General features: G+C 57.8%; 24 protein-coding genes and 1 tRNA gene. 10 read left to right on the top strand and 15 right to left on the bottom strand.

The window, feature by feature from the left end:
• The first annotated feature begins 37 nt into the window (after positions 1-37).
• The 3 genes from SynPROS71_RS13325 to SynPROS71_RS13315 all read left to right on the top strand — a co-directional run bounded on the left by SynPROS71_RS13325 (position 38) and on the right by SynPROS71_RS13315 (position 2270).
• Positions 38-784, top strand: coding sequence for a hypothetical protein (locus SynPROS71_RS13325; RefSeq protein WP_186595713.1), 747 nt, complete (start codon positions 38-40; stop codon positions 782-784).
• Positions 785-802: 18 nt separating this feature from the next.
• Positions 803-1237: an alternative ribosome rescue aminoacyl-tRNA hydrolase ArfB gene (arfB, locus tag SynPROS71_RS13320; RefSeq protein WP_186595712.1), complete on the top strand. Its 435-nt coding sequence runs from the start codon at positions 803-805 to the stop codon at positions 1235-1237.
• 292 nt (positions 1238-1529) lie between these two features.
• Positions 1530-2270: a dienelactone hydrolase family protein gene (locus tag SynPROS71_RS13315; protein ID WP_186595710.1), complete on the top strand. Its 741-nt coding sequence runs from the start codon at positions 1530-1532 to the stop codon at positions 2268-2270.
• Positions 2271-2302: 32 nt separating this feature from the next.
• On the opposite strand, the gene SynPROS71_RS13310 is transcribed toward SynPROS71_RS13315, so the two are convergent.
• Genes SynPROS71_RS13310 through SynPROS71_RS13300 form a run of 3 tightly spaced genes read right to left on the bottom strand, consistent with a single transcriptional unit; the run spans position 2303 to position 5481 of the window.
• Entirely contained in the window at positions 2303-4045 is a 1743-nt protein-coding gene (locus SynPROS71_RS13310; RefSeq protein WP_186595709.1) for a carboxylesterase family protein, read from the bottom strand.
• Positions 4046-4093: 48 nt separating this feature from the next.
• Positions 4094-4939 (bottom strand): nucleoside triphosphate pyrophosphohydrolase, encoded by an 846-nt coding sequence (gene mazG, locus SynPROS71_RS13305; protein WP_186598097.1) that lies wholly within the window; start codon positions 4937-4939, stop codon positions 4094-4096.
• A gap of 29 nt (positions 4940-4968) precedes the next feature.
• Positions 4969-5481: a metal-binding protein gene (locus tag SynPROS71_RS13300; RefSeq protein ID WP_186595708.1), complete on the bottom strand. Its 513-nt coding sequence runs from the start codon at positions 5479-5481 to the stop codon at positions 4969-4971.
• A gap of 54 nt (positions 5482-5535) precedes the next feature.
• Here SynPROS71_RS13300 and SynPROS71_RS13295 point away from each other — a divergent pair.
• Positions 5536-5607, top strand: a tRNA-Val gene (locus tag SynPROS71_RS13295).
• Positions 5608-5633: 26 nt separating this feature from the next.
• On the opposite strand, the gene SynPROS71_RS13290 is transcribed toward SynPROS71_RS13295, so the two are convergent.
• From SynPROS71_RS13290 to SynPROS71_RS13280, 3 genes are read right to left on the bottom strand one after another with little or no spacing between them, the layout of a single operon-like run.
• Entirely contained in the window at positions 5634-6026 is a 393-nt protein-coding gene (locus tag SynPROS71_RS13290; protein ID WP_186595707.1) for a transcriptional repressor, read from the bottom strand.
• An 11-nt stretch (positions 6027-6037) separates the two neighbouring features.
• Positions 6038-6958 (bottom strand): oxidoreductase, encoded by a 921-nt coding sequence (locus tag SynPROS71_RS13285; RefSeq protein WP_186595706.1) that lies wholly within the window; start codon positions 6956-6958, stop codon positions 6038-6040.
• A 41-nt stretch (positions 6959-6999) separates the two neighbouring features.
• Entirely contained in the window at positions 7000-7257 is a 258-nt protein-coding gene (locus SynPROS71_RS13280) for a hypothetical protein (protein WP_006042806.1), read from the bottom strand.
• 67 nt (positions 7258-7324) lie between these two features.
• Here SynPROS71_RS13280 and SynPROS71_RS13275 point away from each other — a divergent pair, with 67 nt between their 5' ends.
• A complete protein-coding gene (locus SynPROS71_RS13275; RefSeq protein WP_186595705.1) occupies positions 7325-7783 on the top strand; it encodes a protein phosphatase in 459 nt (152 codons plus the stop codon).
• A gap of 61 nt (positions 7784-7844) precedes the next feature.
• Positions 7845-8414, top strand: a complete 570-nt coding sequence (locus SynPROS71_RS13270) for a 2OG-Fe(II) oxygenase (protein ID WP_186598096.1) — start codon at positions 7845-7847, stop codon at positions 8412-8414.
• Here SynPROS71_RS13270 and SynPROS71_RS13265 read toward each other — a convergent pair.
• Together SynPROS71_RS13265 and SynPROS71_RS13260 are read right to left on the bottom strand one after the other, a co-directional pair.
• Positions 8365-9639 carry a mechanosensitive ion channel family protein gene (locus SynPROS71_RS13265; protein ID WP_186595704.1) on the bottom strand — a complete coding sequence of 425 codons (1275 nt, stop codon included), beginning with the start codon at positions 9637-9639 and terminating at the stop codon, positions 8365-8367. The genes SynPROS71_RS13270 and SynPROS71_RS13265 overlap by 50 nt on opposite strands.
• Positions 9636-10892, bottom strand: a complete 1257-nt coding sequence (locus SynPROS71_RS13260; RefSeq protein ID WP_186595703.1) for a sugar ABC transporter substrate-binding protein — start codon at positions 10890-10892, stop codon at positions 9636-9638. Before SynPROS71_RS13260 ends, SynPROS71_RS13265 begins: the two co-directional genes overlap by 4 nt.
• A gap of 86 nt (positions 10893-10978) precedes the next feature.
• Between SynPROS71_RS13260 and SynPROS71_RS13255 the strand changes: the two genes are divergently transcribed.
• Positions 10979-13723: a valine--tRNA ligase gene (locus SynPROS71_RS13255; protein ID WP_186595701.1), complete on the top strand. Its 2745-nt coding sequence runs from the start codon at positions 10979-10981 to the stop codon at positions 13721-13723.
• Here the strand turns inward: SynPROS71_RS13255 and SynPROS71_RS13250 are convergent, their stop codons facing one another.
• A complete protein-coding gene (locus SynPROS71_RS13250) occupies positions 13724-14413 on the bottom strand; it encodes a response regulator transcription factor (protein ID WP_186595699.1) in 690 nt (229 codons plus the stop codon).
• Between the two features lie 99 nt (positions 14414-14512).
• Here SynPROS71_RS13250 and SynPROS71_RS13245 point away from each other — a divergent pair, with 99 nt between their 5' ends.
• The 3 genes from SynPROS71_RS13245 to SynPROS71_RS13235 all read left to right on the top strand — a co-directional run bounded on the left by SynPROS71_RS13245 (position 14513) and on the right by SynPROS71_RS13235 (position 20657).
• On the top strand, positions 14513-15451 hold the full coding sequence (locus SynPROS71_RS13245) for a PhnD/SsuA/transferrin family substrate-binding protein (protein WP_255442534.1): 939 nt from the start codon (positions 14513-14515) through the stop codon (positions 15449-15451).
• Between the two features lie 2 nt (positions 15452-15453).
• Entirely contained in the window at positions 15454-16917 is a 1464-nt protein-coding gene (locus SynPROS71_RS13240; protein WP_186595695.1) for a sensor histidine kinase KdpD, read from the top strand.
• A 140-nt stretch (positions 16918-17057) separates the two neighbouring features.
• Positions 17058-20657 carry a choice-of-anchor I family protein gene (locus tag SynPROS71_RS13235; RefSeq protein WP_186595693.1) on the top strand — a complete coding sequence of 1200 codons (3600 nt, stop codon included), beginning with the start codon at positions 17058-17060 and terminating at the stop codon, positions 20655-20657.
• An 87-nt stretch (positions 20658-20744) separates the two neighbouring features.
• Here the strand turns inward: SynPROS71_RS13235 and SynPROS71_RS13230 are convergent, their stop codons facing one another.
• From SynPROS71_RS13230 to SynPROS71_RS13955, 6 genes are all read right to left on the bottom strand, one after another.
• On the bottom strand, positions 20745-21809 hold the full coding sequence (locus SynPROS71_RS13230) for a mechanosensitive ion channel family protein (RefSeq protein WP_186595691.1): 1065 nt from the start codon (positions 21807-21809) through the stop codon (positions 20745-20747).
• Between the two features lie 99 nt (positions 21810-21908).
• Positions 21909-23240, bottom strand: a complete 1332-nt coding sequence (locus SynPROS71_RS13225; protein ID WP_186595689.1) for a mechanosensitive ion channel family protein — start codon at positions 23238-23240, stop codon at positions 21909-21911.
• A complete protein-coding gene (locus SynPROS71_RS13220) occupies positions 23237-24469 on the bottom strand; it encodes an extracellular solute-binding protein (protein ID WP_186595687.1) in 1233 nt (410 codons plus the stop codon). The genes SynPROS71_RS13225 and SynPROS71_RS13220 overlap by 4 nt, the downstream gene beginning before the upstream one ends.
• On the bottom strand, positions 24466-24825 hold the full coding sequence (locus tag SynPROS71_RS13215) for an AAA-associated domain-containing protein (protein ID WP_186595686.1): 360 nt from the start codon (positions 24823-24825) through the stop codon (positions 24466-24468). Before SynPROS71_RS13215 ends, SynPROS71_RS13220 begins: the two co-directional genes overlap by 4 nt.
• 20 nt (positions 24826-24845) lie before the next feature.
• Positions 24846-25208, bottom strand: coding sequence for an ABC transporter permease subunit (locus SynPROS71_RS13960; RefSeq protein ID WP_255442533.1), 363 nt, complete (start codon positions 25206-25208; stop codon positions 24846-24848).
• A 17-nt stretch (positions 25209-25225) separates the two neighbouring features.
• Positions 25226-25567, bottom strand: coding sequence for a hypothetical protein (locus tag SynPROS71_RS13955; RefSeq protein WP_255442214.1), 342 nt, complete (start codon positions 25565-25567; stop codon positions 25226-25228).
• Between the last annotated feature and the right edge of the window lie 2 nt (positions 25568-25569).

The following is a 25569-nucleotide window of genomic DNA, read 5'->3' as shown; positions in this document are numbered from 1 at the left end:
GTTTCCTGATTCCAGCTAAGGGCACGACGGGTTTGCCATGCCTGAGCCGCGGCTGCTGCAGACTGACGCCAACGACTCCGGCAGTGTTGTGGGTGTTGTCCAGCGGTTTTTATCGATTTTCAAGGACACCAGGGAGTGTCTGGACCCACTTCGCTTTGACGATCCAGTGGCGCTGCGCACGAACTGGACGCCTGTTGTGCATGGCGGAAATAACTTTTGCACCCATCGCTTGCTGTTGAAAAGCGGGCTAATGAGTTCCTCTGTCACCTTTCGGACCACCCCCGCCATGTTGGCGTTCTGCCTGTTGTTCCTCGTTGGCGGAGTGGGTGTTGCGGTGGCAATGCTGGTGATGAGCGTTGGGAATGGTATTCCGTTCTCAGCGGGGGTGCTGGTGCCGCTGGCGTTTGCTGTGGGTGGAGGCCTGATGCTGAAACAAGCGCGGGCTCATGAGGCCAGTTTTGATCGAACGTCGGGCCAGTGCAGGGTGCGAGCGAAGAATTACTCGATCCGTGAGGTGCACGCGTTGCAGTTGCTGCGTGAAACCGTGCGGGGGAACGATTCCAACTATCACAGTTACGAGTTGAATCTGGTGTTCCGGGATGGCAGTCGCAGCAATGTGACCGATCACGGTGCCCTCTCAGCGATTCGCAGGGATGCCAGTGGTCTTGCGGACTATCTGCAAATCCCCGTCTGGGATGCCATTGACTACAGACTCCCGGAGCATCTGCGCGGTGGCGGTGGTGATCCCAAGCTCGATCTTCTGAGAAACAATTTGGGCCTGTAAATCAAGAGGCCAGTTGCTTTGGTTCAGGAGCTGCGGATCAATGAACGCTTGGTGATTCCAGCTGCCGAACTGCAGTGGCGCTTCTCCCGTGCATCCGGTCCAGGAGGGCAGGGGGTCAACACCACCGACTCAAGAGTTGAGCTTCGATTTGATGTGGAAGGTTCCCGGGTGCTCGGACCTTTTCGGAAGGCGCGGTTGAGGGAGCAGTTGGCGTCCCGTCTGGAGGATGGTTGCCTCAGGGTTGTGGTCGCTGAGGAGCGATCGCAGTGGCAAAACCGTCAGCGGGCGATGGCACGTCTGGCGGATTGGTTGCGGGAAGGGTTGAAGCCCCCTCCGCCCCAACGCCGTGCCACCCGTCCTGGGCGTGCAGCCGTGAAACGTCGGCTCGATGCCAAGGGCCGGCGCAGCGAGCTCAAGCGCCGCCGACAAGCGCGCCCATCCGCGGACGACTGAGTGAATTCACCGATGGATTGTTAGTTATGAACTGGTTAAGCTCTTAATGGTTACAGGGTTAGGCATGGTCAATGCGATGAATAGGCGGCCGGTGGATGACCTCCTAGATCTGCTGCTGATCGAGGAGAGGGCCAGGTGCTGCTTCACGCGAGCTCAAGCGCAATTGCTGATCAGGGAAGCCGATCAGGTCAAGCGTGCTCTCTGGGGTTCCCAAGCAAGATCCGTTAACCCGCATTTCTGATCCCACCGAGCATCAACCCGGCCTACGGTCCAGTCATCGGCCAGCCGCAGTGTGCAGATCCGTCGCGACACCATCGGCCTGACTGTGGATGGGAGCTTGATGCGCCTCTATGTCGCACAGCCCCAGCCTGTAGGTCGCCGGCCTGGGGTGCTGTTCTACTCGGATATTTATCAGCTTGGTGATCCGATCACGCGCTTGGCGGATCGTTTAGCGGGTTACGGCTACGTGGTGGCCGCTCCTGAGATCTTCCACCGCCGTGAACCGATCGGCGCGGTGATCAAGCCCGATGCCACGGGTCGGCTGCGGGGGAATGACAACGCCAGAAACACCTCCACAGCAGCGTTTGATGCGGACGCTGCTGCTGTTCTCGATTGGCTCACGGATCAGGCCGCCGTCGATGGTGCCCGTCTGGGAGCTGTGGGCTTCTGTATCGGTGGGCACCTGGCCTTTCGAGCCGCCCTGCGGCCTCAAGTGCGGGCCACAACCTGCATCTACCCCACGGGGCTCCACGATGGTGTGCTGGGTTCAGATCGTGCCGATTCCCTCCAGCGTGCTGCTGAGATCCAGGGGGCCTTGCTCACGATCTTTGGCAGCCTCGACCCCCATGTGCCGGAGCCGGCCCGCGAGGCGATCCTCGCTGCGTTCGCTGCAGTGCCTGGCCTGCGGCAGACAACCCGTCTCTATGAGGCGAATCACACCTTCATGCGTGATGACGGTGAACGCTGGGACCCCCAGTGTTCAGACCAAGCCTGGGGGGACGTGATCGCCTTTCTCCAAAAGGAGCTGGGTTGACGCGTCAACCCAGACAGAGGTCTTTGGCGCCATCAGGGAAGCAACATCGGCTTCCAGAAGGCGTAACGGGCTTCGGGCATCAGCATGCCCTGGCCCACAGGGTTGTTCCAGACCACCACATCGCTGCTGGGTGTGCCGTCGAAGCGGGGATGTCCCCAGCCGCTGAGTGGATCCTTGGCGAAGCCGGCCCAGGCCGCGTTCATGGTTGCAGCCAAGGTTTTGTCAGCGTCTGATGGCGGTGGGTCACTGACGGGGATAGTCCCTCCCTCAGCGTTTTTCCTCACCAGGTCTGCCCACGCGAAGGGAATTTCATCGGTGTGGCAGACCATGTCAGCTGCTTCGCTGCAGCGCAGAAAGCCATTGAAGTCGAAGCTGGCGCGATAAGTGAAGTGGTAGCCGTACTGCGGGATGTCGTTCGCTTGGTGTTGCTGATGCACTTTGGCCGCCACCTGCAGATTGGGTGCTGCTGCCATCAGATCAGTCTGAAGCCTGGCCAGGGCGATACTCGCCGGGGTCAGACCACCGGCAGGCCGCGGCTCATAGGCTTCGGGGGCGTAGAGCAAGCGACCGTTTTCGCGGTAGTTGAGAATCTTCTGGCGTTGCGCGGGCGTAAATCTCTTGCTGAGGATCTGCCGGTATTGCTCTGGCGTGAGTGAGTTGGACTCCGCCAGGAAAAAGGCACCCTCATCGCGATTCACACCGAACACGTAGGGCTTGGCTTCAACACCTTCGCTGTAGCCCTGATTGGGTTGCTCGAGAATCGGAGCGACGTTCACCACTGGCAACCAGGGGACTGTTCCTTCAGTCAGAACTTGGGTGATGAGCCCTGGCATTCCTCCAGAGGGCAGGGTGAGGAGTTCTGCTTGGGCGATTTGTTCGGTGGTTAGGCTGCGCAGCCAAGCCCCGTCTGCGGCGCAGTTGTCGGGTTGATAACTGCTGCAGAGGAGATTGACAAAGCTTTGGCCTGCTTTGGAGGCAGTCTGCGCCGTGTTGTATCGGATTCCGTAAATGTTGGATTCCATGATGGCGGCACGAAAAAGATTGCCGCTGCTGGGGATGGAGAACAGATGCAGGCCCACCGACATTGCGCCGGCGCTTTCTCCGAACAGGGTGATTTTGTCGGGATCTCCTCCGAAGGCACTGATGTTGTTTTTCACCCATTGCATCGCCAGTTGCTGGTCCTGGATGCCGAAATTCCCCTCGATGGCCTCGTTCCCGTTCATGTAGCGCATGAATCCCAACGAACCCAGGCGGTAATGGGTAGTCACCACGATCACGCCCCGATTGGCGAATGCCGTGCCGTTCAGTTCAACTGGGCTCTGGGATGCAATGAATCCGCCACCAGGGATGTAAACCATCACTGGAAGTGGATCACTGCCGGATGTCTTCGGTTTGTAGACATTCAGGAACAGGCAGTCCTCTGACCCTGAGTAGCCCTTGAGGGCTCCCGAGGGCTGGATGCAGGCATTGCCGAAGCGAATGGCCTGGAACAGATCTTTTCCCAGACTCGCTTTGGCCACCGGGGGAGCCCAGCGTCGAGGTCCGACGGGAGCTTCTGCAAAGGGAATGCCCAGGTAGGCATGGGAGCTCTCACCCTGGGGGTTTTCCATGCGGCGGCCGCAGAGGCGGCCGCGATCATCTGGGAGGGTGATGGTGTCCACGGATGGATCGCAGCCATCCGCTTTCGGAGTGTTCGTCTGGTTGCAGGCCATGAGCAGAGCGCCCACCAAGCCAGCACTAAGGACAGGCCAGAAGCCGTACAGGCGCGGGTTCATCACCACAAAATATTTTTTGAATGATGTGGCTGCCAGATTCAGGGGTGATTAAGACGACTGAGCGCTTTCAGCACGGATCGCAGCCTTCGCTTGCTGCCACAGCTCTTCGAGCTCCTGGATGCTCCGGCCTTGCAGATCTCCGTTCAGGGCGCTCTCAACCCGGGAGAAACGATCCAGGAAGCGGTGATTGGTTGCGGCCAGTCCTTCCTCGGGATCAAGGCCGCACCAGCGGGCCACATTCACCAGGGTGAACAGCACATCGCCGAGCTCATCTTGAGCATGGCGGCGATCTCCCGAGGCGATGGCGTCCTTGAGCTCGTCGAGCTCCTCCTGCACCTTCCCCCAGACGCCGTCGATGGCATCCCACTCGAAACCGGCCTTGGCGGCCTTGCGCGAGATGGTCATGGCAGCGGCCAAGGCCGGTTGCCCTCGCACCTTGCCGGCCAGTTGATCGCTCAGCGGGTTGGAGGATTGCTCCCCTCCCGTTTGTTCCGCCCGTTCTGCGGCCTTGATGGCCTCCCAGCTCAAGCGCACGGCCTCACTGCTTTCCGCTCTGGCCTCGCCGAACACGTGGGGATGGCGGCGGATCAGTTTGTCGCTGATGGCCGTGGCGATTGCATCGAGATCAAAGCGGTTGTCTTCTTCACCAATGCGGGCGTGCAGCACCACTTGCAGCAGAAGATCGCCCAGTTCTTCTTTCAGATGCCGGTCGTCGCCATGGCGGATGGCGTCAGCCACCTCATGGGCTTCCTCCAGCACATAGGGCACCAGGGAGGCATGGGTCTGCTCTAGGTCCCAGGGGCACCCGTTCACTGGATCCCGCAGGCGTGCCACCACGCTTTCGAGGTAGCGCAGGGGATCCTGATCACCAGGAACCGTGGCGTGCTGGGCCATGGAGTCTGTCGGCGTCTGGCGCCACCCTCTCACCGGCGCCGTCTGTGCGGCCAGCGTCGGGGCCATTCAGCGGGCAGAGGATCACCGTCGAGGATCAGATGCAGCCAAACACTGGTTTCCAGCCCCAGCAGAACGGCCAGCAGGGGGCCGGGATGCTTCTGCAGCCATGCAAGAACCACCGGAAGTCCCTCGCTGGGTGTTGGGTAAGACCAGCCGGGAAGGGCGCTGAGTCCGAACCAAGCCATCATCACAACGGTCTGCATCCAGGTCAGCCGAAGCCCGGTGCCGATCAAAGGGCCATGGGAGAACAGCGATCGATGCGGGATCAGCGTCCGGTAGGGACGCCAGATCCAGCCCAGGGGGCCCCACCGCTTCAGGGCCCTGGAGCGAGTGTCGAGATCGGGAGAGAGCCAGAGTCCTCCCCAGGCGAAGGCCGCGGCGGTGAGCACGCCCAGACTCCAGCCCAACCAGAACCCCGCGAGCAGGCCAGCGGGGACACAGCCGATCAGCGTGGCGCGGTCATGGTCCCGGCCCAAAGCCATCGCAGTGTTTCATCCGTGACCCAGCCTGCCGCGATCAGGCAGAATCTCAACTTCGGGCGATTAGCTCAGCGGTAGAGCACCTCCCTTACAAGGAGATTGTCACTGGTTCGATCCCAGTATCGCCCACTTGAATTGAGCGTTCCACTGGGTTCTCAGCGACTGTCGCGGCAGCTGTGACAGAGCCCGAAAAATTCCAGGGTGTGGAAGATCACATCGAAATCGTCTGCTTCCGGAGCCTCCACGTTCAGGCCATGGATCGGGCAGTGCTCAAGACGTTCGGTCTTGCCGCAGTCCACACAGGTGAGGTGATGATGATCTCGCTCCACTGGTGCATAAAGAGCTTCACCCGTGGGCAGATGACGACAGCGCACTTTCCCTTGGCGCTGCAGTTGGCGCAGGTTCCGGTACACCGTGGCCAGGCCCATCGCCCCAGGTTTGTCTTGGAGGCAGCGATGAAGCTGCTGGCCTGTCATTTCCTGGTCAGACCGTTGCAGTTGCTCCAGCAGTTTCAGCTGGCGATCGCGGCCAGCATTTCCCCTTTCCATCGTCGTTGGTCTCACACGGCAGCGCTGTGGTGTTCAGTCAGTGATTCGCTCACTGTCCAGAGGCGTTGCCGCTGGCTTTGATCCTTGGCGGCACGGGCCACCGGCTGTTGTTTGGGAGCACCGCGCATTCCGCCCAACTGGCTTGGGCCGTAGTGCTCACCGCCCTGGGCATCGCTTGCCGTGGCGGCATAAAGCTGGGGCAGGGCTCCTTGCGCAGCGCTTTGGAAGAGAGGATCCATCAGCCGATAGGCCAGGGCTTCCTGCCAGGCTCCCGTGGCAGCCACCGACACCGGTTGCAGGTTGGTGCGTGCCAGTCCGGGGTGGGCCGCGAGGGATCGCACCGCACTTCCGGAGGCCTGCAGCCGCTGATTCAGTTCCAAGGCAAACATCACATTGGCGAGCTTGCTTTGGGAATAGGCCTTCCAGCGGTCGTAGCGCTGCTCTCCCTGAAGGTCCTCCCAGGCCATCACTCCGAAATACTGGGCGCCGGAGGTCACGGTGACAATCCGCGCCTGCGGGCGGTCGTTCATCAAGGGCAGCAGAGCCTGGGTTAAGGCGAAGTGACCGAGATGATTCACACCGAACTGCAGTTCATAGCCTTGGCGGCTGAGCATGCGTGGAGGCGCCATCAGTCCGGCGTTGTTGATCAGAAGATCCAGCCGTCCGTAACGGTCCGCTACATCTCTTGCGCAGCGCGACACGCTGTTCAGATCCGAGAGATCCAGCTCCAGAAGATCCAGCCCAGCAGCACCTGCTTCCAGCAGCTGGGCTCGGGCTGCTTCACCCTTGCGTGCGCTGCGGCAGGCCATCAGAACGGTGCAGCCACGGCCGATCAGTGCCCGAGTGGTTTCCAGCCCAAGGCCGCTGTTCGCCCCGGTCACCAGGGCGACCCGACCTCGCTGATCAGGCATGTCTTCGGTGGTCCAACCCATGGTGCGGGAGTGTCAGCACAGCGGCAGTCTCGCTGGTCGGATCAGTCCTCGGGGAACAGCAGCCCTGCCAGTTCGTCGGCATCCACGTCGTAGACCCTTGCCAGAGAGGTTTCGATGGCACTGGTCACTTCACCAGGAAGAAAGCGCATCGCATTCAGCGCGTCTTCAGTGATCTCATCGGTGAGCAGGGTGTCCTCGCTGTCGAGTTTCTCGTCGTTGATCACCGCCATCACCCAGCTCTGATAGGCGTACACCAGATCCGAGAATTCGAGTTCGGGGTCGTTGAGATCCAGGGTCATCGTCAGGCTCAGCGCGCTGCACCAGTCTGACCTCCGAGGAGGAAGATGTCTTCAGCTGAACATCAGGATGGGGTTACCGGATTCCGATCAGCTTCAGGGCACTCTGGTGGATTTCGCCCTGGGTGAGCTGGTTCGACACAACCGCGAGAGTTTTCAGCCGCTCTGGACGGTGGACAGCTGGGCCAAGCTGATGATTTGGCTTGCCCTGAACTGCGGCCTCTCCGGTGACAGCGAAAGCCTCGAGCATTTCGCCGCTGCCCTTGGTGAACGGATCACATCGCGGTTGCGGCGCACGTTTTTTGAACGGGAGCTGGCTGATCTTGATCTGCAGGTTCTTGCGGATCCGGCTGAGCAGCAGGTGTTGCTCCTGTCCCAGGATCCAGGAAATCCCGCGATCTTGGCTCCTGATCGGCTCATGCGGGCCCTTGAGAGGGTGTCTTTGACTCCCAGGGTGGTGCAGGACCAGGGACGCTGGCAGCAGCTGGAGGCGGTGGTGGCCATTCCCTGGGAGATCTGCCGTGATTGAGCAGGTCTCCTTGATCGCGTCGTACCGCAATGCCGGCTATGAGGCCGTCGCCGATGGTGTGATGGCGTTCTTTGATCGCCGCAAAGACTTGCAACGGCCTGGCGTGGCCTTTGGGCCAGGCGGTGGCGACGAGCCTGCCAAGGTGTCAACCGACATCAGCCTGGTGGCGATTGATCGCAGCGACCCCGATGCCTATGCCCTCTCCGAGGTGATCGTGCGCGGGGTGACGGCAGCCCTTGCGCAATACCTCAAGGAGCGGTCCTTATTTCGTGCGGTGTGCCCGGATCAAGAGCTGTTCGTGATGCCGATCTTCAACCTGCAGCGCTATGCCCCTGGGGAGGGTTTCCGGCAGTGGCATTGCGACTGGACGATCAGCGATGAGGCCACCGAGCCGGTGCATCGCGTGCTTGCTTGGATCCTTTATTGCGACAACGTGCCTGACGCTGGCACTGAGTTTCATTGGCAGCACCATCACGAAGTCGCCGAGCGGGGCAAGCTCGTGATTTTCCCTGCTGGACCGTCTCATATTCACCGGGGACGGGTGAACACCACCGCCAGCAAAACCATTGCCACCGGCTGGATCAATGCCGGGTCTTATCAGGCTTTTCTTGCGCGTCTCTCCCGCTCATAAGCGAGGGCCGTTCTCGAATCGTGTTCACCTGCTGCGGGAAGGGAATTTCGATTCCTTCGCGTTTGAAGGCCGTCCAGATCGCTTGATTCACCTCGCTCACGATGCCGATGTTGCTCATGGGATCGGCGATCCAGTAACGCAAGGAGTACTCGATGGCTGAGTCTCCATACTTCACCTGCAAGGCTCTAGGGGCGGGAGCCTTCAACACCCTGGGAACGTTGAGGGCGGTTTCCTCGAGCAGCTGCAACACCTGGCGTGGATCGTGCCGGTAGGCGGCACCAATGCGGATCTCGCTCCGGCGGAGGCGGTCAGTGGCGGTGTAACTGGTGGCCTGAGCTGTGAAGAACATCTGATTGGGAATCAGGAGTTCCGCGTTGTCGCGATCGCGCCAAAGCAGGGTGGCTCTGAGGCCAAGCTTGCGCACCTCGCAGGGGTCGTTATCGACCATCAGCACTTCGCCCGGACGGACGGATCCTTCAAACAGGAGCCAGATGCCGCTGATGAAGTTGGAAAAGACCTCCTTGATCCCAAAGCCCAGGCCGACGGAGAGTCCACCGGCGATGGCCACCAGAGCGGTGCCATTCAGGCCGATGTGAAATCCCACGGCCGTGACTCCGATACCAACGACCACATAACGGATGATCAGCTCCACAGCCTTCCGGCTTCCCTCGGAATAGCCGAGAAGTTTTTGCATCAACCAGGACACGCCCGCTGCAGGGGGGCCCGTACCCACGAGCAGCAGATAGCTCACGAGAAGGGAGGTGAACAATTTGCCCAAGGTCAGCGAAACGCCGAACACTTGGCCGAGTTCGATCACCGACAAATCGTTGACGTTGTCGAGCCGATTGATGAACATCAGTACCACCGTGATCAGGTACAGAGGCTTGATCAGTCGACTCTGCAGTTCATGCACGCGTTGTGCAGGCATCAGTTGCTGCAGCAGGCCATCCAGCAAGCTCAGAAAGCTCCACCCAAGCCAGCTCAAGCTCAGGTAGGTCAGCAACCCTGCATCCCAGCCCAGGCTCCTGGCGAAGGCACTGATCAGACCCAGTCCAGCTGGGGCGATCAGGAGGCGAAGCGGCCTGGGGACTTTCGCCAGCTTGGGATGTTTCCGCAGCCAGCGCCAGAGCGTTACCAGAACAATGATCAGCAGCAGCTGAAACACGATCGAGGCGCGCTGCAGGTAGCCCAGCCAGCCAATGATTTCCCAGAACAGTTGATTCATGACCCCTGGCCCAGAATCGGAATCAGTTCATCCGTGCTCGTTCGCGGCTGGCTGACACCGAACACGAGCGGAATCAGCAGGTTGGTCATCCGCCTGGAGAGCGGTCCGTCTTGGTCAATCGCGTTCAGATTGTCGCCTTGAACTTGCGATGCTTGGAGCGCCTTTTCTAGTGATGCCAGCGTTTTTGAGCTTTTCGTGGGAATCATTACGTCTGGATTCACGGGCACGAACGACATTGATAACAGCGAGAGATTTCTCTGGACCAGCGGATTGGTGACGTAATCGCTCAGTGCAATCGCCATGGAGCGTTGGCTGCTGCTGGAGTCCCGGCCCAGGGCCAGAACACGCAGCAGATGTACTGGTGCGGCGGGTGCGTCGGGCCCATTGGGCAAGGGAGCGATTCCGAAGTCGTCGCCGAGTTGCTCTCGCAGACGAAAGAACATGTCTGAAGTGCAGCTGATCCAATCCAGTTCACGCCTGCCAAGCAGTGTGGTCAGCTGTCCTTGGTTTTCAAAGAAACTGATATTGCGTTGATTGCTCGCTTGTTGAAGCCAGGTCAGCCAACCAGTGATGCGATCGCGTTCTTCTGCTGACAATGCCTGGTTTCGGGAGGCTGCAGCCAGTGCTGGCAAAGCGTTGAGGCTTCCTGCTGTCCACAACACCTCGTCCATGTTCACGGGAAGACCCACGCGGGCGCCGGCAGCACCGACTTCCAGCAGTTCGTTCAAGGTTTCCGGTGGCTTTTGGATCACCTGGGTGTTGAAACAGGCGATTTGGGGGAACATCACCAAGGGCTGCCCGGCGAGGCGCCCATCGGTGAGACGCACCTGTTCCATGAGGGTGGGATCGGTCTGAACCGTGTTGCGCTCGGTCTGGGGCAAGGGGTCCGTGAGTCCTTCGCGAAGCAGGTCTTTCGCCTGCTGGGCATCGGTGAGCACCAGGTCGGGTCCAAGATCAGCGGCGTTGCGCCTGCGCAGTTCGGAGATCAACTTCGAGCGCTGGTAGAGAGCCAGCTGCACCTGAACATTTGGATAGAGCTTCTGAAAGCTCGACACGATCAGATCGACCCGTTTTCTTGCGTCTCTCTGGGTGTCGCTGCTGATGCGGTCGTCTTTGCCAATCACCATGGCCATGTACAGCATCACCGGTTTGCTGCCGGACAACGCGCTGCAACCACTCAGAACCAGGGCAACAAGCAGCAGTCCAGCTGAGATCCGCAGATTCACGATGGAGGGTGGAGATGCTGACGCCATTGTGAGTTGGTCCTTCTTAAGTCGGTCCTTCTTGAGTTGGTCCGTTCTCCTCTTTGCGAGCATGGCGCACGCATCGCACCGCTTCCGTGCCCGAACTGGCCAAGACCTACGACCCGGTTGGTACGGAAGCGCGCTGGCAACAGGCTTGGGAGAGCCAGGGAGCCTTTCATCCCGATCCCAAAGCGCCTGGTGAACCGTTTTCGGTGGTGATCCCGCCGCCGAACGTCACCGGCAGCCTGCACATGGGCCATGCCTTCAACACGGCCTTGATCGACACGATCGTGCGCTATCAGCGCCTGGCTGGAAAGAACGTGCTCTGCCTGCCCGGCACCGACCACGCCTCGATTGCGGTGCAGACGATCCTTGAGAAGCAGCTCAAGGAGGAAGGAAAGACCCGCCACGATCTGGGCCGCGACGCGTTCCTGGAGCGGGCCTGGCAATGGAAGGCCGAGAGCGGTGGGCGGATCGTTGGCCAGCTGCGGCGGCTGGGCTATTCCGTTGATTGGAAGCGCCAGCGCTTCACCCTCGATGAGGGCCTGAGTGAGGCGGTGAAGGAGGCCTTCGTGCGCCTGCACGAGCAGGGGCTGATTTATCGCGGTGAGTACCTGGTGAACTGGTGCCCCGCCTCCGGCTCGGCGGTGAGCGATCTCGAGGTGGAGATGAAGGAGGTGGACGGTCACCTCTGGCATTTCCGTTATCCCCTCAGCAGCGGCGACGGCCATCTGGAGGTGGCCACCACCCGGCCTGAAACGATGTTGGGTGATACTGCGGTGGCGGTGAATCCCACCGACGAGCGCTATTCCCATCTGGTGGGTCAGACCCTCACCCTGCCGTTTGTGGGGCGGGAAATTCCGATCGTGGCCGACGACCATGTGGAGAAGGATTTCGGCACCGGCTGCGTCAAGGTGACGCCCGCCCACGACCCCAACGATTTCGCCATCGGCCAGCGCCACGGTCTGCCCCAGATCACGGTGATGCGTAAGAACGGCACGATGAACAAAGAGGCGGGCCAGTTCGAGGGGCTGGATCGCTTCGAGGCCCGCAAGGCCGTGGTGGCTGGTCTGGAGGAGCTGGGGCTGCTGGTGAAGGTGGAGGACTACCGCCACAGCGTTCCCTATTCCGACCGCGGCAAGGTGCCAGTGGAGCCGCTGCTCTCCACCCAGTGGTTTGTCAAAACCGAACCCCTGGCGGCCCGCTGCCGCGAAGCGCTGGAACAGCAGGATCCCCGCTTCATTCCCGAGCGTTGGGAGAAGGTGTATCGCGACTGGCTGACCGACATTCGCGACTGGTGCATCAGCCGGCAGCTCTGGTGGGGTCATCGCATCCCCGCCTGGTTCGTGATCAGCGAGACCGGCGGCCAATACGCCGACACCACGCCTTACGTGGTGGCCCGCAACGAAGCCGAAGCCCTCGAGAAAGCCAAGGCCGAGTACGGCGCGGCGGCGGAGATCGAGCAGGACGAAGACGTGCTCGACACCTGGTTCTCCAGTGGCCTCTGGCCCTTCTCCACTCTGGGTTGGCCCGATACGGGTCGTGCTGATCTGCAGCGCTGGTACCCCACCAGCACCTTGGTGACGGGCTTCGACATCATTTTCTTCTGGGTGGCCCGGATGACGATGATGGCCGGCGCGTTCACCGGCGAGATGCCGTTCCAGGACGTGTACATCCACGGCCTGGTGCGGGACGAGCAGAACCGCAAGATGAGCAAGAGCGCCGGTAACGGCATCGATCCGCTGCTGCTGATCGACCGTTACGGCACCGATGCCCTGCGCTTCGCACTGGTGCGGGAGGTGGCTGGTGCGGGTCAGGACATCCGCCTGGATTACGACCGCAAGAAAGACACCTCCGCCACGGTGGAGGCGTCGCGCAACTTCGCCAACAAGCTCTGGAATGCCACCCGCTTCGCCCTGATGAACCTGGGCGGTGAAACGCCAGCCCAGCTGGGGGAGCCAGACCCCGCAGCCCTGCAGCTGGCGGACCGTTGGATTCTCTCCCGCCTGGCCCGGGTGAACCGGGAGACGGCGGAACGCTATGGAAGCTATGCCTTGGGTGAAGCGGCCAAGGGCCTCTATGAGTTCGCCTGGAACGACGTCTGCGACTGGTATCTGGAGCTGAGCAAGCGCCGGCTCAACCCCGGTGAGAATCCCTCAGCCCAGGCCCTGGCTGATCAGCGGGTGGCCAAGCAGGTGCTGGCCAAGGTGATCAGTCAGATGCACCTGATGCTGCATCCGCTGATGCCCCACCTCACCGAGGAGCTCTGGCACAGCGTCACCGGCGAGCCGGAGACTACGTTCCTGGCCCTGCAGCCCTGGCCGGTGCTGGATGAAACCGCTCTGGATGACGGGTTGGAAGCGTCTTTCACTGAGCTGATCGCTGCCATCCGAGTGGTGCGCAACCTGCGGGCGGTGGCCGGTCTCAAGCCCTCCCAATCGGTGCCGGTGCGCTTCGTCACCGGCCGCGGCGAGCTTGCTGCTGTGCTCAACCAGGGCACGGCCGACATCACGGCCCTGACGCGGGCGGAGTCGGTGGCGGTGATGGCGCCGGCAGAGGCGGATGCGGCTCCGGTGGCCAAGGCCCTGGCGGGGGTGAGCGGTGAGCTGCAGGTGCTGCTGCCGATCGAAGGCCTGGTGGATCTCGAGGCACTCAAGGGCCGCCTGGAAAAAGACATCGCCAAGGCCGAGAAGGAGATCAAGGGCCTGGCGGGCCGGCTTGGGAATCCCAACTTTGCTGGCAAGGCGCCGCCGGAGGTGGTGGCAGAGTGCCGCGCCAATCTCGCGGAAGCCGAAGCTCAGGCGGACCTGGCTCGTAAGCGCTTGGCGGATCTGGGTTGATTACGCTTCAAGCCGAAGGGCAAACCCGATGCCGCGGATTGTCTGAATAATGCGCTCGGGTACGACGTCTTCAAGCTTCTTGCGTAAGTAGCGCACATAGACATCCACAACGTTGTCGTCACCGAAGTAGTCCTCTCCCCAAACGTGCTGAATTAATTGAGGACGGCTCAGGGCCTGGCGTGGATTGCGCATGAAGCACTCCAGTAGGTCGAACTCTCTGACGGTGAGATTGAGTGGTGTTCCGGCATAGGTGCAGCAACGTTCTGGGCCGTTGAGTTGAAGATCGCCGAAATTGAGATGATCTGCGCTGGCTGTGGAGCTGCGCCTTAAAAGTGCTTTCACACGGGCTAGTACTTCGCGGATGTTGAAGGGTTTGGCAATGAAATCGTCAGCACCAGCCTCCAGAGCAGCAATGCGATCGTCCATTTCATCGCGGGCTGTGATCATGATCACCGGAAGTTGATTGCCTGTCTCCCGCAACCGTCTGCAGACGTCAAGGCCCGTAATCATTGGCATGTTCCAATCCAGCAGAGCGAGTGCCGGTCGTGATTCACGGATTTGCGCCAGTGCCTTCGATCCGTCGTCGCAAGCAAGCACGCTGTACCCTTCGGCCTCAAGCTCCATGTTTAAAAGCATCAGGATGTTTGCTTCATCATCTGCAATCAGAATTTGAGTTTGATGGCTTTCCATCTTGAAGCGGATTCGTGAGCAAACTGTAAGCACCTTCCCGGTGAGGTGACGCGAAGGTCGATCGCTTCTAAGCTGATTGAAAGCTTCAGAGCCTTGACTGTGCTGAACAGCAGAATAAAGGCTGGACTCAGCACCGTTGCTGCTCTAATGCTGATGGGCTGCGTGCGTTCACCAGTCTCAACGACATCTGAGTCATCCTCTGAACAGCCTCAAGTCGACCTTCGTATATCAGAGGAGCCCTACCAATCGCAGGATCGAATCAACCGGCGAATGTCTGTTGTTACAGGCTATCTGAAGAAAGCAACTGGGCTTAACATTGAGTATGTGCCAGCTATTAATTACGCACATAGTCATGCAATGTTGCAGCGGGGTTTGATTGATGTTCTTAATGTAGGGGTTTATGGGGGACATCGATTACGCCAAATCATGCCCAGTGTGGAGCCACTTGTCGTTCAGAAAAAGTCGTTTCGAATGGTTTTGTTGGGTCGTCATCGCATGTTGAGGTCGATGTCTCTTTCTGGTCCAATGAAGCTCAATCAACTGGTTGGAATGCGAGTTGGGTTTGGGAGTCGTCATTCGGGAGCAGCTTTTCTGCAGCCATTACTGGAAATGAAGACTCAGGGTTTCGATTACGAATTGATCGGAGGATGTTTGCATGAGCCAATGCAGGATAATCTCGCTGATCTTGTTGCCGAAGGAATGGTTGATTTTGCGTTTGTTGCAAGTTTTGGTGGAGATCCTCTGCAACAGGTTCCGGAGAGTCTTCGATCTGAGGTCGGTGTGGTTTGGACCAGTTCTTTGCGTCGTAATGATTATTTTGCCGCTGCAGGAAAGGGAATTACCCCTCAAGTTATGGACAAGCTAGATCAAGTCCGTGATGCCCTTGTTGCATTGAATCCATCTACACAAAACGGGAAACTGGTTCTGGATCAATGGGGCTACCTTGGCTTCGAATTGCCGAGCGAGCGGTTTCCAGATCGCATTCATAGTGAGATTGATCAGTTGCTGGATGAAACCATATCGCTTCCCTCGTGCTGAGCATGTCACGAACTATTTTTAAGCGAGTCCGTCGTCCTTGGTCGATTGCTAGGCGATTCTTCCTGATCAGCTTTTTAATGATACTTGCGCAAGCACAGGTCAGTACTGCTATTTCCGACGGGCTCTTCTCGTATTTTTTGACAAGTTTTCTTGAAGACAAAATGTCTCGGCAGCTGAGCCGAACCTCCAACGTAGTCACGAAGCGCCTCGATAGTTTTTCTGTAGAACGTGCTTTTAATTGTTGTACTTTGAATGACTACCAGTTTCTGTTGCGCGGTCTCACTTTTGAAGATGGTAAAACAGCTTGGATCTATGGTTCTGCTGGCCTTCAGGCTGCTTCCGGAGCTGGTCTTTATTATTCCCACCAGGATTTGCTTGACTGGTCAAATCAAGTCATCGCTGAAGATGATGGCTTTTTAATTGTTAATCGCGACGGGAATCAGGCGATTGCACTCAAAGCAGTGAAGTTGCCGGGTGGTGAGCAGTCAGGATTCTATATCTATCTGCGTCCTGTGTATTCAATGCCTTTGCTCGTGATTATTGGTCGTATCAAGTTTTGGTCTGAAATTGTTTTGATGCTTGTGCTTGCCGTCTTAATGCTTGGTTGTCTGCGATTGATCTTTCGGCCTGTGCGTGCGATCCAGCGTGATCTTGCAGCTGTTGAACTGAATGAGCTCGACTCCGCGTTTCTCGATACAAACTCTCAGCCGTCTGAATTTCTTCCTCTACTTCAGGAGTTTAATCATATGGTTGAACGCTTGAGGCTGGCCTCTTCACGGCAGAAGCAATTTGCTTCAACAATATCTCATGAATTTCGTACGCCATTGACGGTCATATCAGGTTTTATTCAATCGGTTTTAAATCGTGAGACGATGTTGAGCTCTTCGTCGATTGAGTCCCTTGAAGTTGCCAATCGTGAGTCACTGCGCATCAATCGAATGTTAAGTGATCTGCTTGATTTGATTCGCGCTGAGAGTAATCAGCTCCAGATTCTCCGCGAATCTTTTGAGAGTATGGCCAGCGCCAATGAGGTCGTCAAACTGGCTAGAAAAGCTTATCCAGCTCGTAAGATCGTTCTGGAAAGTGAACTGTCAGCCTCTTTGCTTGCGATTGGTGACTCTGATCGTTTGATTCAATGTTTGAGCAACCTAATAGAGAATGCGGTCAAATATTCGGACTCAGACAGCGAGGTCGTGTTGAGGATCAATGCGACTGCCGAAAAGGTGATCTTCAATGTTGTTGATCATGGCCAGGGTATTCCTGAAGACCAGCATCAGCTTATTTTCGATCGATTCAAGCGTGCGCAGGGAGTGAATCTCCGGCGTGGCGAAAGTAGTTCTGGCCTTGGCTTATCGATTGTGAAAATGTTCGTGTTGGGAATGGGAGGCGAGGTGTCCGTTCAGTCAACTGTCGGGAAGGGCAGCTGCTTCAGTATCGCGCTCAACCGAGCGAATTCACCGGGCTGAAGAGGTATAGCTGCGCACATTGGCTTGGTCTTCAAGCGCACTTTTTGCGCATCTGCATGCTTTCTAGCGGTGATCTTCATCGCCCCTTAATGAATTGGTTTGCGATTTATGGCTTAGTTGAATGGTCTGCTCTTGCTTCGATGGCTTTCCGCCTTCAGCTCTTCCACCTGTCTGACCCTTCGGCAGCCAGCAATACCATCCTTGATGACATCCCCAGGTTGTCGGCCGTGTTGGCAGCGCTGCGCGGTCAGAGCGTCGGAGCTGATGCGAACCTCACTCTCGGCGGCGGTGACACGTATCTGCCGGGCTTGTTCTTCAGTGCCTCGAAGGACCTTTATGGCACCAAGGGCATTGCCGATATTGAAATTCAGAACCAGCTGGGTCTGGATGCGGCAGCGATCGGCAACCATGAATTCGACGATGGTGCTGACACGTTCGCTGAGCTGATTTCTGGTGGATCGGATGTGGGCTCCATCCTCGGGTCTGCTTTTCGGGGAACGACTTTTCCCTACCTCAGTTCCAACCTGGATTTTTCCTCTAACGCTGACCTGTCGCCTCTGGTGAAGCCTGGTGGGGCGGCTCCTCAGGGCAATTCCATCACCTCTTCAACGGTGATCACGCGCGGTGGGGAGAAAATTGGTGTGATCGGCGCCACGACTCCAGGCCTGGCTTTCATCACGAGCACCGATGGAGTGACGGCCCGTCCAGTGGTGAGTGCGCAGGATCTCAGCGCTGCGGAGATCGATGCCCTTGCGGTTGAAATTCAAAGGGAAGTGGATGCTGTTGTGGCAGCCAACCCCGGTCTGAACAAAGTCGTTCTGACCTCGCACCTGCAGATCCTTGACATTGAGAAGTCTCTCGCTCAGAAGCTCAGAAACGTCGACATCATCATGGCTGGCGGCTCTGAGGCCCGTTTGGTCGACAGCAACGACCGGCTGCGTGATGGAGATACCAAGCAGGGCGACTATCCCCAGTTCTTCACGAATGCTGGTGGCACCCGCACAGCCGTGGTTTCCGGCCCTGGTGACTACAGCTACCTCGGTCGCTTTGTAATCGATTTCGACGCCAGCGGCAATCTGCTGGATAGTTCTTACGACCCTGTGGTTTCCGGTAACTACGCCACCGACGCGCAAGGCGTGGTGGATCTCAAGGCTGAGGCTCTTGTGGATCCTGAAATCTCCAGGATCGTGAATGAAGTGCGAGAGCAGATCGCATCTGGTGAATACGGAATCCTTGGCTATTCCGATGTGTTCCTCAACGCCACGCGCTCGGGGACGGGCAAAGCCACTGATCCTGATGGCGTGCGCACCCAGGAAACCAATCTGGGCAATCTCACTGCAGACGCCAACCTCGCTGCGGCCAAAGCTTTCGATCCCACGGTTGTGCTGTCGATCAAGAACGGTGGCGGCATCCGCGCCAGCATTGGTGACTCCTCCTCACGTGGTCCGAGCGAGGCTGAGAGCGATGACATTCTCGGACTCTCCAAAGACGAAGGGGCAATTTCTCAGAACGACATCAAGTCCACTCTCGCTTTCAACAACGGCCTGCGTCTGCTGACGCTGACCCGCCAGGAAATCGTCGGCTTGCTGGAGCACGGCATCGGTGCACTGCCCGATGTGGATGGTCGCTTCCCCCAGGTCTCCGGAGTGAAGTTCTCCTTCGATCCGGCCAAGGACGTTGGCAGCCGAATTCAGGATGCATTCATCCACGACGATGACGGTGCCGTCATCGCCCAGCTCGTCAAAGACGGGCAGCTGGTTGGCGATGCAGGGGAGACCTTCCGAATCGTGACACTCGACTTCCTGTCATCGCCTCGTTTCGACGAGAACGGCAACTACACCGGCGCGGGCGATAGTTACCCCTTTCCCAACTACAACCTGGATGGTTCTGCTGGTGAAGCCACTGTTTCCCAGGAGGTGTTCAACCGCATCAATCCCGTTGATCTCAAGAAGCAGTCACTGTCGGATGGTGCGTCCACATTCGCTGCCGCCGGCACCGAACAGGATGCCTTGGCTGAGTTCTTGAAGGCGAACCACGGCTCCGCTTCCAAGGCATACAACGCCTTGGATCTTGGAGCTCCTGCCGATGCACGCATCGTTAATTTGGGCTTCTCTGGAAGCAGCCTGTTTGCCCCCGTTACCCCCACAAGCAGCATTGATCTTGGTGGGGCCGAAATTGTCACTTGGCTGAAAGGCGCCAATGTCGCTGCGGTTTCGGGCGGTGATGAAACTGTCCGTTTCGTGAAATACGGCGCAGACTTCTCTGATCCTGAAGTCGTTCTGGAGTACGAATTCGACGGCGACGTGCAGTCCGTTGCGTCGTACACCGATGATGACGGGAAGTCATACATCGCTGTTGCGATGTCGAAGGACAAGACCAAGAAGGGTCATGTTGGCTTCTATGAATTCCGTGATAACAACACGCTGAAAGAGAAATTCACCAACCGGGTGGGTTATTTGCCTGACTCTGTGGCCTGGAGCGAGAACGGTCGCTACGTGGTGGTGGCCAATGAGGGTGAACCCAATGATTTCTACGGATCGGATGATGGCTTCGACCCCGAGGGCTCCATTTCAGTGTTCAGGCTGAATGGCGATGTGGAGAAGCTGAACAACAAGCACCGCCGCTTCAATAATCTCGATGCGTCGAAGCTGCTTGCTGACGGTGTTCGTCTCTCCGGGTTGAATGCCACGGAGAATCCTTCTCTGGATCTGGAGCCTGAGTACGTCACGATTTCACCGGATAACCGTTATGCATTCGTGACTCTTCAGGAGAACAATGCGGTCGCGAAGGTCGATCTCAAGTCGCTCGACGTTGTCTCGATCAAGGGACTTGGATCCAAGAACTGGGACGGTCTTTCGGTTGATACCTCCGACAAGGATGGTGGTTACCAACCTGGGGACCGCGATTTCAACAGCCTTTACATGCCTGATGGCATGGACTCCTTTATCGCAGGAGACGGCAAGACCTATGTGTTGATGGCCAATGAGGGTGACGGACGTGTGCGTCCTGATGATGTGAACTTTGAGGCTCCCGAGGATGGCACTTACTCCTTTGGCTCCAATGATGCCGGCAATGCCACGGAACAATTCAAGGACCCTCTGACTGGCCAGACGATCTATGTGTACTCCGGCGACGCTGGAAACACCGGAAGCTTTGAGGCCGAAGAAGGCGATGAATTCTTCATCACAACCAAATATGGTGCCATCGCCGATGATGACTTCTATTCCGATGAGAAACGTGCAGGCAAGCTCGACGGCCCTCTCGACAATCTGATTGTGAGTGGTGACGGTGAAGGCCGATTGAAGACCATCACGGATCAGAACACGGCCGACAGCATCACGGCCTTTGGCGGTCGTTCCTTCAGCATTCGCGATGCGAATGGCAACTTGGTGTGGGATTCAGGTGATCAGCTTGATCGGATCGCTGCTGACTACACCCTCTATGACGATGGCCGTAGTGATGACAAAGGTGTGGAACCGGAGCACGTTGAGATCGTGACCCTGGGTGATCGCTCTTTCGCCTTCATTGCACTGGAGCGGGCCACCAGCACTCTGATTCCTGTGTATGAGATCACCGATGTGAATGCTCCGAAGCATGTTCACACCTTCTATGCCGGTGGTTCCCTCTCACCTGAGGCTTCCGTTTTCGTGAAAACTGACGATGAGTCCGGTCAGTTGCTGGTCTCCAGTGAGGTTTCCGGCACGTTGGATGCCTTCAAGTTCAACGTCAACATGGTCTGATTTCACAGCAGCACCATCAGGTTGGTATTGCCCGTTTGGAATCCCTTCAGCTCCCCCATCGTGGGGGAGCTTTTTTGTTGCCCGTCTTCAATTGCCTTTTGGCGTGATGCTGGCCCGAATCGCATCCATATCCATGTTGGGCGCTGGGTAAAGAGTCGTGCAGTTAAAGGCGAAATCAGCGTCACTTCGCTTCACGATGGCAGCGATATCAAGGAAAATTGATTGTTGGATGTTGAGCCATTCAGCCCAGACAGTCGTTTTGGTAAAGCAATACACCATCATGTTGATGGATGATGCATCCCATTGATTGAAATTCACAAGAATGATTTGTTCCTGGTCGATCTGGGGGTGATGCTTTAGGTGTTCTCGGACCTCGTCTGTAATTCCAGCGATTTTGCCAAGGTCTTCATAACGCAGGCTGATATTGGCAAGAATTCGCCTGTTGTACATTTGGCCAGGATTTTCAATCGGTTTCGTGGCAAAAATCGAGTTGGGGATATTGAGCGGCCTGCGATCAAAAGTGCGAATTCTTGTGTAGTACCAGCCAATCGATTCCACGGTTCCTTGCAGTTCGTCGACGTTGATCCAATCCCCTTCTTTGAACGGGCGATTGAAGAAGAGCATGAAGCCGGAAAGAAAATTCTGGCTGATCTGTTGCGTGGCGAAGGTGAAACCAATCCCGGCGCCACCCAGCAAGGTGGCGATGGCGGCGGATGGAATGCCGAAGTTCACCATCAAAACCGCTGTTGTGATCAGCAGCGTGACAATGGTGAAGAGCCGTCCCAGCAGATTGATGAGCATGGCTTTGTCTTGCTCATCGTCCATCTGCATCCAGCGCCGCATCGACCCCGACTGGAGAATGGCGTGCCCGACATTGAGAGCTGCCCAGCTGATGGTGATAATCAGCAGCGTGGCTGAGAGGCGCTTCAGTGTTAGCTGATCCACCACATCGATGCGCTTATCGACCCAATGGGTGATCCATGTGCCATAGAGCGACACGCCAAGACCGATCAGTAGCGGTCGCCTCAGGCTGCGCGTGATCAGGCTGCCGATGTTGCGTCCGTGTCGGCTCAGGAAGTGGAGCAGAAACCAGGCCGCGATCAGCGTCAGGGTCCCGACAATTAGCCCCGTATTGGTCTGAAGAAATCCCACGCGGTCGACCGCGTTTGTTGTGAGTTCACGGAACTCCTGAAGATCTTGGATGGGTCTAGCGCGACGAGACTCGGGATTTTAGCTGTGGTTCGTTGGCACTCAGCGTTGTGTTTCTTGATCAGTCGTTGACTGGGTGTTGAGGCTCTGTTGCAGACTCGGAGGCCATTGCATGGGATAAACCTGGCGTTGGGGGAAGGGAATGGTGATCCCTTCTTTCTCGAATCGTTTCCAGATCTCCCTACGCAGATCACTGCCCACGGCGAAGGCGTCGAGAGGGTTGGCCACCCAGAACAGCACTTTGTAGTTGATCGACGAATCGGCAAAGTCCGTGACGAAGGCTGCTGCTGGTGGGTATTGCTTCACTTTGGGATGGTCTTCTGCAATCGCGAGTAGCAGGTCAATCACCCGATCGGGATCATGGTCGTAGGCAGCTCCGACGACCACGCTGTCGCGACGTGCCGTTTCAGCCGCTGTGTAGGACGCTGCTTCCTGCGTGAAGAAGGTCTGGTTCGGGATCAGTAGTTCGGCGCCGTCACGGCCGCGCTTCAGCTGTGTTGCCCTGAGTCCGAGCTTGCGCACCGTGCAGGGATCTCCATTGATCATCAAGATTTCGCCAGGACGTACGGAACCTTCAAACAGCAACCAGATGCTGCTGATGAAATTGGAGATGATTTCCTTGATTCCAAAACCGATCCCCACCGATAAACCACCGGCGATGGCGATGAATGCATTGCCATTAATGCCGATGTAATACGCCACACTGACGATGCCGATGGCGATCACGCTGTAACGGAATAGCAATTCCATGCCACGCCTGTTTTGCTGCCGCACCCCGAAGATCGTGCCGCTGGCCCAGGCCATCAGTGCGGCAGGGCGCGATGCAATTGTGACGATCAGATAAATCGCCACAATCGCTGTGTACACCTTGCCCAAGGTGATTTCAACACCAAAGAGGTTGGCGATGCCGACCCGTGCGAGATTTTCGCGGCTACCGAGCAGGCTCAGCATCGAAACTGTGGCTGTGATTACATAAACCGGTTTGAAAAATGTGCTTTCAAGTTCTTCGATCGGGAACTGTGGATTGACACGTTTAACCAGTAATTTCAAGGGTGTGAATAGATTCCAGCCCAGCCAGAGCAGCCCGAAATAACGCAGCAGGCCGAAGGGTGCTTGGCATGTGGCAAAGACAGCCGCAAGGATCAGGATTAGTGCAGGACCGAGCAGAACACGGATCGCTTCTGGAACCTGTTGATGCAGGCGGTACCGATTGAGATGGAGTTGGATGCTGCGCGTGCGTGCCAGAAGCACGATCACAGCCAGCACAAGCAGTTGGGACAGCACCGACCAGCGCTGCAGAAAGGCCAGCCAGCTCAGCATTTCCACAAGGATGTCGCGGGGGGACACCGTCAGGAGGAGGTGGGTGATGGTCATGACGATGGGCCCAGTTTGGTGTTCAGTGTTGCGGCGCCTTGGCTGGGGGTTTCAGTGCCAAAAATCACATCATTCAGTGTGAGTTGCATCGCTTGCTCAAGTTTCGGATCTTGATTAAGCGCGGCTCTGATTTCATCGCCAATGCGGACATCCTCCTCGTCGGTGCTCAGATAAAGGTCTTGGGTTCCAGGGATTTCGCGATTGATGATTTGTGCGGCGGCTGGGTTGACCGGATAGGAGGTGCGATAGCGCAGAGCCCATGTTTTCTGGGCCCAGGGAAGAACGATGAATTGCATCAGTTCTGTGCTTTTCAAGCGCTGTTGATGGCTGGAATTGCGTCCGAGGCCCCACACCTGCAGTCGGCTCACCGGCGTGGCTTTTCCTGCTGGTCCCGCTGGTAACAGCCCAACGCCGAGATTGTCTTTCAAGGCCTCGCGCAGTTGGGGAAGCTGGGAGCTCCAACAGCTGATCCAATGCAGATTGCCATTGATCAGCTGTTGCCTGAGGGTGGCCTGATCGTTCATGAACAGAACGTTCTGCTGAAAGCTGGCTGCTCGCAGCCAGGTGAGCCATTGCACCAGCTGGTTCACATCCTGCGTTGTTGGTGTTTCCCCACGCAGGGAACTGATCAACGCCTTTCCAGCGCCGTAGCTGCCCACACTCCAATAGAGATTCTCGAAATTTTGGGTGAGACCGAAAATGTTGCCCTCACTGCTTTGCTGGGCCAGTTCGCGCAGAGTTTTCGGTGCACTTTTGAGTTTGCGTTTGTCGTAGCAGGCCAGTTGGATGTACTGGGACACCGGCAATCCAGTAAGGGTGCCGTTGTCTGTGCTGACGCGTGCGAGTAGCTCCGTTGGAATGGCTTGGCGTTGTTCAGGTGTGATCGGGACGGGATCGAGTAGGCGTGCTGCGAACAGGGCCTGGATGGTCTGGGCGTCGCTGATCACGAGGTCGGGTCCCAGTCCACTGTTGGTCTGTCGTTGCAGTTCCGACTGGACGCTGGTTGCCGAATAAAGAGAGGGTTGGATGCGCAGTCCGGGGATCACAGCGCGCAGGTTGGTTTGAAAATCGCGCAGCAGTTTGCGATCGCGTGCGCTTTCCTCCCCCGTCACCACCTCGTTGGCGGGCAACGTGCGCACGACCCGGAGCAAGGTGGAGCGGGATTCGTCACTGCTGCTGCAAGCGCTGAGCAGACCAACCGCTGCGAAGAGGGTGAGTGATCGCTTCATATCTGTTCGCTCGTGTCAGCAGGGCGTTGAAACCGCTGTGTGTCGTCGCTGTAGTGAGCGATTCCCGTGAAGCGAAGCCAGCTCACCAGGGTTCGGAACGTCTGATCCACTTGGGGGGTTGTGAGGTGTTCATCCATGAGATCCAAAATGATGGCGCCACTCACGCCACTGCGTCGGTTGCGAGTCAGCAAACGCTCCACGGTTTGCACGAGGGGGATCCTTTCGCGCAGTTGTTTGGCCAATAACTGCCGCTCCCCGCTGGAATCGGCTTTACGCAGTTGGCGGCCCAGGCCGGTGAGTTCCACCTGACTCCCCTTGGTCTCAAGCAATCCCAGGATGACACCAGCTTCTGCCAACGGCAGCAGGCTGTCGTCGCTCAGTCCCAGGACCCCAACCCCGGCAGGGTGTAGTCAGCGTTGTTGACGCTGATCGCTTCACTTTGTGTGGCGAAGAACCAACCGCCAGCGAAGCTCATCATTCCGTTCCAGACCAGATTGATGCTTCCGGCCGGGAGATCCAGCTGGGTGAAGCGCTGCCAACCACTGAAGCGATAAAGCGTCGCTGCTTCGCTCAGATCGCTCGGCACCGTGCGCAGCGATTGGTAGTAAGAGAAGATCAGATTCCACAACTGGCCGGTCACGATTGCGAAGATCGACGCCGCCTCAAGCCCCAGCAGGCTGCCGCGGAACAGATGGATGAAAAAGGCCACGGTGATGGCCAGAAAGCCCAGAACCGGCACCGATTGCAAGATGTCGACTAGGGGATGATCACCCGTTCGGCGATGGCATTTCGGGCAGCCAGGGTGCCCACCACCAGACAGATCCCTAGGGAGATGCCCAGGCCGATCAACATGCGCAGGCTGGAGCGTGCGGCATAGGCGGGCAGATGGATTGGATTGAGATCAATGCCGGTGAGGGTGGAGGCCTCTGGATGAAAACTCACGGCCATCTGGCTGCTGAGGCTTGCGATCCCGGCGACGAGCGCCAGGCCGAGCACGAGCAGGGCCAGGTCAAGAATCGGCGTTCCCCCGAGGTGAACACTGACAGTTCCATGGCGTGGTGGCGCAGGGTTGGCAGTTGCGCTGAACAGCTTCTCCATGG

It is taken from the genome of Synechococcus sp. PROS-7-1 (assembly GCF_014279795.1).
GTDB lineage: Bacteria > Cyanobacteriota > Cyanobacteriia > PCC-6307 > Cyanobiaceae > Synechococcus_C.
The sequence above is the reverse complement of the archived record's forward strand: the minus strand, read 5'-3'. Positions and strand labels throughout refer to the sequence as shown.

Bases quoted from the DNA above. Each gene is read 5' to 3' on its own strand.
- SynPROS71_RS13325 (WP_186595713.1), top strand. From the start codon at position 38: ATGCCTGAGCCGCGGCTGCTGCAGACTGACGCCAACGACTCCGGCAGT.
- SynPROS71_RS13310 (WP_186595709.1), bottom strand. From the start codon at position 4,045: ATGAACCCGCGCCTGTACGGCTTCTGGCCTGTCCTTAGTGCTGGCTTG.
- mazG (WP_186598097.1), bottom strand. From the start codon at position 4,939: ATGGCCCAGCACGCCACGGTTCCTGGTGATCAGGATCCCCTGCGCTAC.
- SynPROS71_RS13300 (WP_186595708.1), bottom strand. From the start codon at position 5,481: ATGGCTTTGGGCCGGGACCATGACCGCGCCACGCTGATCGGCTGTGTC.
- SynPROS71_RS13290 (WP_186595707.1), bottom strand. From the start codon at position 6,026: ATGGAAAGGGGAAATGCTGGCCGCGATCGCCAGCTGAAACTGCTGGAG.
- SynPROS71_RS13285 (WP_186595706.1), bottom strand. From the start codon at position 6,958: ATGGGTTGGACCACCGAAGACATGCCTGATCAGCGAGGTCGGGTCGCC.
- SynPROS71_RS13280 (WP_006042806.1), bottom strand. From the start codon at position 7,257: ATGACCCTGGATCTCAACGACCCCGAACTCGAATTCTCGGATCTGGTG.
- SynPROS71_RS13275 (WP_186595705.1), top strand. From the start codon at position 7,325: ATGGGGTTACCGGATTCCGATCAGCTTCAGGGCACTCTGGTGGATTTC.
- SynPROS71_RS13270 (WP_186598096.1), top strand. From the start codon at position 7,845: ATGGCGTTCTTTGATCGCCGCAAAGACTTGCAACGGCCTGGCGTGGCC.
- SynPROS71_RS13265 (WP_186595704.1), bottom strand. From the start codon at position 9,639: ATGAATCAACTGTTCTGGGAAATCATTGGCTGGCTGGGCTACCTGCAG.
- SynPROS71_RS13260 (WP_186595703.1), bottom strand. From the start codon at position 10,892: ATGGCGTCAGCATCTCCACCCTCCATCGTGAATCTGCGGATCTCAGCT.
- SynPROS71_RS13250 (WP_186595699.1), bottom strand. From the start codon at position 14,413: ATGGAAAGCCATCAAACTCAAATTCTGATTGCAGATGATGAAGCAAAC.
- SynPROS71_RS13240 (WP_186595695.1), top strand. From the start codon at position 15,454: ATGTCACGAACTATTTTTAAGCGAGTCCGTCGTCCTTGGTCGATTGCT.
- SynPROS71_RS13235 (WP_186595693.1), top strand. From the start codon at position 17,058: ATGGCTTTCCGCCTTCAGCTCTTCCACCTGTCTGACCCTTCGGCAGCC.
- SynPROS71_RS13225 (WP_186595689.1), bottom strand. From the start codon at position 23,240: ATGACCATCACCCACCTCCTCCTGACGGTGTCCCCCCGCGACATCCTT.
- SynPROS71_RS13220 (WP_186595687.1), bottom strand. From the start codon at position 24,469: ATGAAGCGATCACTCACCCTCTTCGCAGCGGTTGGTCTGCTCAGCGCT.
- SynPROS71_RS13955 (WP_255442214.1), bottom strand. From the start codon at position 25,567: ATGGAGAAGCTGTTCAGCGCAACTGCCAACCCTGCGCCACCACGCCAT.